Below are 6,899 nucleotides of genomic sequence, written 5' to 3'. Positions count from 1 at the left end.
CCGCCGCTGCGTCCGGGGAGGATCAGTGCCCGGTCCGGGGCAGGTCCTTCACCGCCGGGCCTTCGAGCAGGGACCCGTCCGCGGCGAAGCGCGAGCCGTGCAGGGGGCAGTCCCACGAGTGCTCGGCGTCGTTCCAGCGCAGCACGCCGCCGAGGTGCGTGCAGATGCCGGAGACCTTGCAGGTGGTTCCGTCGACGGTGGACACGGCCACGGGGAGCCCGTGCTCGCGGCCGACCACGCCCTCCCCCTCCGCGGGGGTCCCCGCCGGAAGCTCCTTGAGCTCGGCCTTGAGCCAGTCCTTGGGCGCGTTGACGCCCACGCCCAGGTTGACCCGCAGGGTGGTGAGGATGTCCGACGGCGTGGTCACGCGCCGGCCCAGCGTCCTGGCCCACGGGATGCTGCCCCCGAGGATCTCGGCGCTCAGCGCGATCGAGGCGGCGACCGCGTTGGTCATCCCCCACTTGTTGTAACCGGTGGCGATGAAGATGTTGCCGCCGCCGCGCGGCAGGGTGCCGATGAAGGGGATGAGGTTGATCGACTTGTAGTCCTGGGCCGCCCACGCGTGGGTGCGCTCGGCTCCCGGGAACCAGCGCTGCGTCCAGGCCTCGAGGTCGTCCACGGCGGCCTGCGGGGACTCGGAGCGCCCCACCACGTGGTCGTTGCCGCCCACCAGCAGCAGCTCCTCGCCGCCGACCGGCACGGTGCGCAGCGTGCGGTCGGGGCTGTCCGCGGTGATGTACATGCCCTCGGGAATGGACGCCGGCGCCCCGGGGACCCGGTAGGTCAGGGCGTAGGAGCGGTTCGGGGAGAGCTTCGCAAAATACCCGCCGCGGTCCAGGACCGGGATGCCCGTGGCCAGCACGAGCCGGTCGGCCTGGACCGAGCCATGGGAGGTCTGCACCGTCAGGGGCGAGCGGACACCGGCACCGGTGATCCGGACGCCCTCCACGAGCGTCCCGCCGAGCTCCCTCAGCTCGGCGGCGAGGGCGCCGAGCACCTCCATGGGGTGGAACTGGACCTGGTCCGGCATCGTGATGGCCCCGGAGACCTGGAAGGGGAGCCCGGTGTCACGGGTCCAGTTCATGTCCAGACCGGCGACGCCGGCGGCATCGAGCTCCTTACGCAAGGCGGAGGCACCCTTGGACGTCGTGGCGTAGGTGTAGGCGGCCCGGCGCTGGAACGGGACCCCGCGCTCCTCGAGGTAGCGCACCAGCCACTCCATGCCCTCCCGGTTCCCGTCCGCGTAGGCGCGGAGCACCTCGTCCGACTGGTGCCGGTGGATCTTCGAGAGCGTGGTGCCCTGCAGCAGGGACAGCTTCGCCGTGGTGTTGCCCGTGGTGACGGCACCCACGGAGCGCGCCTCGAGCACGGCGACCCGCTGGCCCGCACGCGCCAGCAGCACCGCGGTGGTCAGACCGGTCAGTCCGGCACCCGCGACCACGGTGTCGTAGTGCGCACCCGGGACGAACTGGTCCGGCGCCGCGGCCGGCACCTCGTACGTGTCGAGCCAAATGGATTTCATGGGGAAGCTCCCTCGTGGTCGTTGCTGCCGGAGTGGTCGCTGCGATCGGATCCTGAGGCCATCCTTACGGCCACCAGGTGTGAAGTCCACTGTCCATTTCCGGGGAGGACGCCACGAGCCGGTTGTCGGAGGCGCTTCCTAGACTCCTGCCCATGCCCCCCGATCCGTCGCTGGTCGACATCACCCGCATCTACTACGAGCCGGCGGCCGCCGAGCTGCCCCGGGGGCGGGAGATCCTCGAGCGATGGCCGGCCGCCACCCTGGTGGAGGTCCCGAGCCACTGGCAGATCCCGGAGCTGCACGGGGACGAGACCAACGCGCGACGGTGGGTGCGGATCAAGCGCGAGGCGCTGGTGCTGGGCGTCAAGAAGTCGCTGGCGGCGCGGCCCAACGGCCGGTCGGCGGACTTCATCGCGCCGTCCACGGCCAACGGGTGCGCCATGGCCTGCGCGTACTGCTACGTGCCCCGCCGGAAGGGCTACAGCAACCCGGTGACGGTCTTCGCCAACATCGAGCAGATCTCCGGGTACCTGGACCGGCACATCCGCCGGCAGGGCGCCAAGCCGGAGCCCAACCAGTGCGACCCGCACGCGTGGGTCTACGACCTCGGGGAGAACAGCGACTGCTCGGTGGACGCGCTGCTCAGCGAGAACGTGCACGACCTCGTGGACCTGTTCCGCGGCCATCCCACGGCGAAGGCGTCCTTCGCCACGAAGTACGTGAACCGGGAGCTGCTGGACTGGGACCCGCAGGGGCGGACCCGGGTCCGGTTCTCGCTGATGCCGGCACACCTGGCCAAGCTGACGGACATCCGGACCACCCCGGTGCCGGAGCGGATCGCGGCCATCGACGACTTCGTGGCGGCCGGGTACGAGGTGCACGTGAACTTCTCGCCGGTGATCGTGACGGACACCTGGCTGGCGGACTGGGCCGAGCTCTTCGATCAGCTCGACGCCGGCCTGAGCGCCGCGGCCAAGGAGCAGCTGGCCTCGGAGGTCATCTTCCTGACCCACAACGCCCAGCTCCACGAGGTCAACACGCAGTGGCACCCCAAGGCCGAGGAGGTGCTGTGGCGGCCGGACCTGCAGGAGACCAAGCGCTCCCAGAACGGTGCCCTGAACGTGCGCTACCGCTTCCGCGACAAGCAGCGGTACCTGGAGCAGTTCCTGCAACTGCTGCACGAGAAGCTGCCGTACTGCGACGTCCGCTACGCGTTCTGAGCCGGGCTCACGCTCCCCCGCTCACGCGCCTCGGTCCACGTTCCCCGACTCACGTCACCCAGCTCACGCTCCCCGGTCCATGCTCCCCGGCCCACGTCACCCAGCTCACGCTCCCCGGCTCACGCCACCCGGGGATTGCTCCCGTCCGACGGCCGGGAGACCGTGGTCAGCAGGAACACCGAGTCCTCCAGGGCCTCCACCGAGTGCCGGGAGTCGGTGAGGGAGAGCAGCTCCCCGGCCGTGAGCTCCTCGGCGAGCTGACCGCGCTTGAGCACGCGGATCCGGCCGCGGAGGAGCTGGAGGGTGGCGGCGGGCGGGGCAACGTGCTCGGCGAGCTCCGTGCCGGCGCACAGCGCCATCACCGTCTGGCGCAGCACGCCGTCGTGGACCACCAGTTCCGCGCTGCGCCCGGCTCCCGACGCACGCGCCTTCTCCAGGTTCGTGGTGGTGAGGTCGTCGAGGCGGGGCATGGGTCCTCCTGGTGGAGCGTCAGCGTCGGGGGATCGCGCGAGGTTCGGGGTGGGCCATCAGAGCAGCACGCCTTCGAGGCGCAGCAGGTACTCCTTGCGCGCCATGCCTCCGGCGTAGCCGGTGAGCCGCCCGCCGGCGCCGATGATCCGGTGGCACGGGACCAGCAGGCTCACGGGGTTGCGGCCGTTGGCGGCCCCGACCGCCTGGGCGGCCCGGGGCGCCCCGACCGTGCGTGCGACCTGCCCGTAGGTGCCGGTCGTGCCGTACGGGATCTGCGCGAGGGCGTTCCACACACGCACCTGGAACGGCGTCCCGTGCAGCACCACGTCGGCGTCGAACTCCTGCAGGCGTCCCGCGAAGTACTCGTCGAGCTGCTCGCGGACGTGCGGGAGCAGCTCGTCGTCGCGCGCCCCGAAGGACGGAGGGACGGGCCCCTCCCGGGCGCCCTCGACGGAGAGCGCCACGAGGGCCCCGCCCTCCTCGACGAGCGCCAGCGGGCCGATGGGCGAGTCCACGAGGGCGTGCCGGCGGACGGTTGCGGTGGTGGGTGCGGGCCTCAGTCTCAGTCCCATGGGCCGAGTCTACGCCCGGCCCGACCGCCTGCCGGGGACGCGGGCCAGGGTGTAGGACGGTTCCCGCAGCCGGTAGGTCCACTCGTAGTTCTCGGCGCCCGTGGGCACGTTGAGCAGAGGGTCGAAGCGTTCGTCGTCCCCGAAGGGCACGCCGGGCCCGAGCTCGACCGTCCCGAAGCGCCGCCACGGACCGAGCGGTGTGGCCCAGTACAGTCCGAGGACCCACGGTTCGGCGGCGACCGAGGACCGGAACCGGTCGAGGCGGGCCGGCAGGCGCTCCGTGCGCGGCTCGGGGTGCGCCGCGACCAGCACAGGGCCGTTCAGGCCGCGGTAGGGCATGAAGGACGCGAACGCGCCGCCCGGCACGTACCGGTGGAACGTCGGCACGAAGCGCGAGATCCGTCCGCTGCCGGCGGTCGCGAGAAGGATGTCGGCCCGGCCGTCGCTGCGGCCCTCCATCTGTCCGGAGGGCGGCACGGGGCAGCGCAGGGCGAGTCCCAGGATGTCGGGCCACCCCTGCGGGAAGCCGGCGGACCGGGAGAAACGAGCCCGTACGGGGTCCTCACCGACCTCGTCGATCCAGCGGATGCCACTGGTGCCGCCGCCCGTCCGGGTGAGCATGCCGTCGAGCCCGACGCCCTCCGAGTGGATGGGCCGGTGCGGCCGGAACTGCTTGAGGAGGACGAACGGCGCGCGGGCGGCGGATCCGAGCAGGGCGCTGATGGGTGCGGTCGTCATGGCCCACACGGTACCCGTGGCCGGCCTCCGGCTCAGCGGAGACGGACGCGGATCGGCCCGCCTGCCGTCCGGCCGTCGACCCTGCGGCCCTGCTGGGTGATGTCCACGAGTCCGTCGTCGGCCAGCCGGTACGCCTCCTGACGCACGTCCTCCATCAGCTCTCGCCAGCCGGTGGGTGCCAGGGCGCGGGCCGCCTCGGAGGGGCAGACGGTCTTGTCCGGTCCGCGGCGGCGCACCAGGTCGAGCAGGACCGAGCGGATCTCGGCGGGCGTCGGGGCGGTCACGGGCGGCTCCTCGAGGTGCTTGACCGGTGTGCCGGACCAGCGTGCAGGTCCGGTGTGCCGGACCAGCGTGCACGTCCGATGTGCTGGACCAGCGTGCACGTCCGATGTGCTGGACCAGCGTGCACGTCCGATGTGCTGGACCAGCGTGCACGTCCGGTGTACTGGTCCGGTGTGCTGGTCCGCTGTGCTGGTCCGGTGTGCTGGACCAGCGTGCACGTCCGGTGTACTGGTCCGGTGTTCCGGGCCTGCGTGCAGGAGCCACCATGGGTGCCGGGACCTCAGAACGGCGGCGGGTCATCGGCCGGCCCCGGACCCGGTCGAGAGCAGGACCGCGGTCCTGGCCGTGGCACGCGGTCCGGGGTCGGATCCGGGTGGCGGTACTCCTGGGGATATGTCCGGTGGACCTGTCCGGCGGGGGACGTCCACTCCAGCACGCCGTGCCGCTCCAGGGAACCGGTGCACCCGGCCACTCCGGGACCGTGCTCGCCAGGACGTAGCTCTCCACAGCGTGGCTCACCGGGACGTGGATCTCCGCGCCCGGACTCGGAATGCCCGAGTGCCACGTGCTCCACCTGCCACCGGCCCAGCGGGCCGTCCCGGTGCTTGACCAGGTGGTGGTGCCGGCACAGGTGCGCGAGGTTGTCCGCCGAGGTCGGTCCTCCGTCGACCCAGGCCACCGTGTGGTCGAGGTCGCAGTGCGACGCCCGCCGACGGCAGCCCGGGAAGCGGCACGTGCCGTCACGGATCCTCAGGCGGTGCTTGAGGTCGGCGGGGACGGCGTAGGTGGTGCGGTCCCGGTCCAGGACGGTCCCGGTGACGGGGTGGGTGAGGATGCGGGACCAGGACGGCGCGCGGGCCGCGAGCCGCTCGGCCAGGCTCACCGGAATGGGCCCGTAGCCCTCGAGCTCCGCGCAGCGGAAGGCATCCGGTCGGTCGTCGACGTCATCTTCGGGGACCTCCCCCGTGCTCCGGAGCAGCGCGAGGGCGGGCACGGTGACCGTGACGTGCCCGCGGATGCCGCGCAGCTGCTCGGGCAGGTCGGCGGGCTCGCCGTCGAGCAGCAGGTCCGCCAGCACGTCGGCCCGCAGCTGGGGCACCGTGCGCCCCGCCGGAGCGCCGGCGCGGGAATCGGACGCCCCGCCGTCCGGCGGCGGCAGGACCGGGAGCACCGGGAGCACCGGGAGCACCGGGAGCACCGGGACGGACTTTCCTCGAACCGGCTGTTCGGGGGCGGGCTGCTCGGGGACCCGCTGGCCTGGTGCTGACGAGGCGGGGACCGAGGCCGGTGCGGCGGGGTCCGTGCGGTCGGCGAGCGCGTCGAGACGGTCCTGGATCGCGTGCGCGGTGGCCGCGTCCAGCAGGGCGCACAGCTGCGCCATGCCGTCCGCCCGGGGTTCGACCCACACGCACCGGTCCCGGAGCGCCAGCCGGTGTCGCTGCTCCTCGGTCTCCCGCAGCAGGCCCGCGCGACGCCGGCGGGCGAGGGCGCGCAGCTGGGCCACGGTGCTGTCCGGCGCCCGGAGGAGCAGCTCCTCGGCGATCCGGCGGACGGCCTCGACCGGCACCCGCAACGCCTGCGGCAGGCCGGCCGCGTCCCACACGAGCTCGCGCCACAGCTCGACGAGCACGCCCGCCTGCCGAGCCCCCAGAAGGCCTTGTTCCAGGGCGTCGAGGACCTCGGGCAGCGACTCCCCGAGCAGCACGGCGTCCTCGACACGTCGCAGTGCGGTGCCCGCGGGGAGGCGGAGGGCCGGGCCGACCTCGTCGGCCACGTCCCGCAGCGTCTGCTCCTCGGGCTCGAGGGAGTTCGGACCCAACCGGTCGAGTTCGGCGGGCAGCCAGTGCGCCTCCACCGCCCAGCGCTGCTCCCGGGCCTCCTCCTGCAGCTGCCACAGACGGTGGAGGAGCCGGTACTGGTGTCCTGCCGCCCGGGACTCGGCACGGGCCTCCGCGACGAGCTCCCGCACGCCGTCGGAGAACTCCCGGCCGATCTCGGCCAGGTCCGTCTCCTCCCGGAGGGCGTCTGCCAGGCTCCACGGCGGGACGGCGGTGGTGGTCATGCTCCATGGTCCCAGCCAGCTCGGACACGCCA

The 6,899-nt window shown here is 72.9% G+C and carries 7 protein-coding genes; 1 reads left to right on the top strand and 6 read right to left on the bottom strand.

Features of this window, described 5'->3' with window-relative positions; genetic code table 11:
* Window positions 1–22 precede the first annotated feature (22 nt).
* Window positions 23–1,522, bottom strand: coding sequence for an FAD-dependent oxidoreductase (locus tag ACH9D3_RS10830; RefSeq protein ID WP_396400130.1), 1,500 nt, complete (start codon window positions 1,520–1,522; stop codon window positions 23–25).
* A 152-nt stretch (window positions 1,523–1,674) separates the two neighbouring features.
* Between ACH9D3_RS10830 and ACH9D3_RS10825 the strand changes: the two genes are divergently transcribed.
* The gene (locus tag ACH9D3_RS10825) at window positions 1,675–2,742 is read left to right on the top strand and encodes a spore photoproduct lyase family protein (protein ID WP_396410897.1); all 1,068 of its coding nucleotides are present in this window, start codon (window positions 1,675–1,677) and stop codon (window positions 2,740–2,742) included.
* A 119-nt stretch (window positions 2,743–2,861) separates the two neighbouring features.
* Here ACH9D3_RS10825 and ACH9D3_RS10820 read toward each other — a convergent pair whose 3' ends face one another.
* The 5 genes from ACH9D3_RS10820 to ACH9D3_RS10800 form a co-directional block, all read right to left on the bottom strand.
* On the bottom strand, window positions 2,862–3,212 hold the full coding sequence (locus ACH9D3_RS10820; RefSeq protein ID WP_396400128.1) for a cupin domain-containing protein: 351 nt from the start codon (window positions 3,210–3,212) through the stop codon (window positions 2,862–2,864).
* A gap of 57 nt (window positions 3,213–3,269) precedes the next feature.
* Window positions 3,270–3,785, bottom strand: a complete 516-nt coding sequence (locus ACH9D3_RS10815; RefSeq protein WP_396400127.1) for a methylated-DNA--[protein]-cysteine S-methyltransferase — start codon at window positions 3,783–3,785, stop codon at window positions 3,270–3,272.
* A 9-nt stretch (window positions 3,786–3,794) separates the two neighbouring features.
* The gene (locus tag ACH9D3_RS10810) at window positions 3,795–4,523 is read right to left on the bottom strand and encodes a hypothetical protein (RefSeq protein ID WP_396410896.1); all 729 of its coding nucleotides are present in this window, start codon (window positions 4,521–4,523) and stop codon (window positions 3,795–3,797) included.
* Between the two features lie 32 nt (window positions 4,524–4,555).
* The gene (locus tag ACH9D3_RS10805) at window positions 4,556–4,807 is read right to left on the bottom strand and encodes a DUF3253 domain-containing protein (protein ID WP_396400125.1); all 252 of its coding nucleotides are present in this window, start codon (window positions 4,805–4,807) and stop codon (window positions 4,556–4,558) included.
* 278 nt (window positions 4,808–5,085) lie between these two features.
* Entirely contained in the window at window positions 5,086–6,867 is a 1,782-nt protein-coding gene (locus ACH9D3_RS10800) for an HNH endonuclease signature motif containing protein (RefSeq protein WP_396410895.1), read from the bottom strand.
* Between the last annotated feature and the right edge of the window lie 32 nt (window positions 6,868–6,899).

The sequence above is a fragment of the Kocuria kalidii genome (assembly GCF_044462225.1).
Classification (GTDB): Bacteria; Actinomycetota; Actinomycetes; order Actinomycetales; family Micrococcaceae; genus Kocuria; species Kocuria kalidii.
This window is presented reverse-complemented; position numbering and strand designations above follow the sequence as displayed.

Excerpts from the sequence above, each read along its gene's own strand:
- ACH9D3_RS10830 (WP_396400130.1), bottom strand. The coding sequence starts at position 1,522 with ATGAAATCCATTTGGCTCGACACGTACGAGGTGCCGGCCGCGGCGCCG.
- ACH9D3_RS10825 (WP_396410897.1), top strand. The coding sequence starts at position 1,675 with ATGCCCCCCGATCCGTCGCTGGTCGACATCACCCGCATCTACTACGAG.
- ACH9D3_RS10820 (WP_396400128.1), bottom strand. The coding sequence starts at position 3,212 with ATGCCCCGCCTCGACGACCTCACCACCACGAACCTGGAGAAGGCGCGT.
- ACH9D3_RS10815 (WP_396400127.1), bottom strand. The coding sequence starts at position 3,785 with ATGGGACTGAGACTGAGGCCCGCACCCACCACCGCAACCGTCCGCCGG.
- ACH9D3_RS10810 (WP_396410896.1), bottom strand. The coding sequence starts at position 4,523 with ATGACGACCGCACCCATCAGCGCCCTGCTCGGATCCGCCGCCCGCGCG.
- ACH9D3_RS10800 (WP_396410895.1), bottom strand. The coding sequence starts at position 6,867 with ATGACCACCACCGCCGTCCCGCCGTGGAGCCTGGCAGACGCCCTCCGG.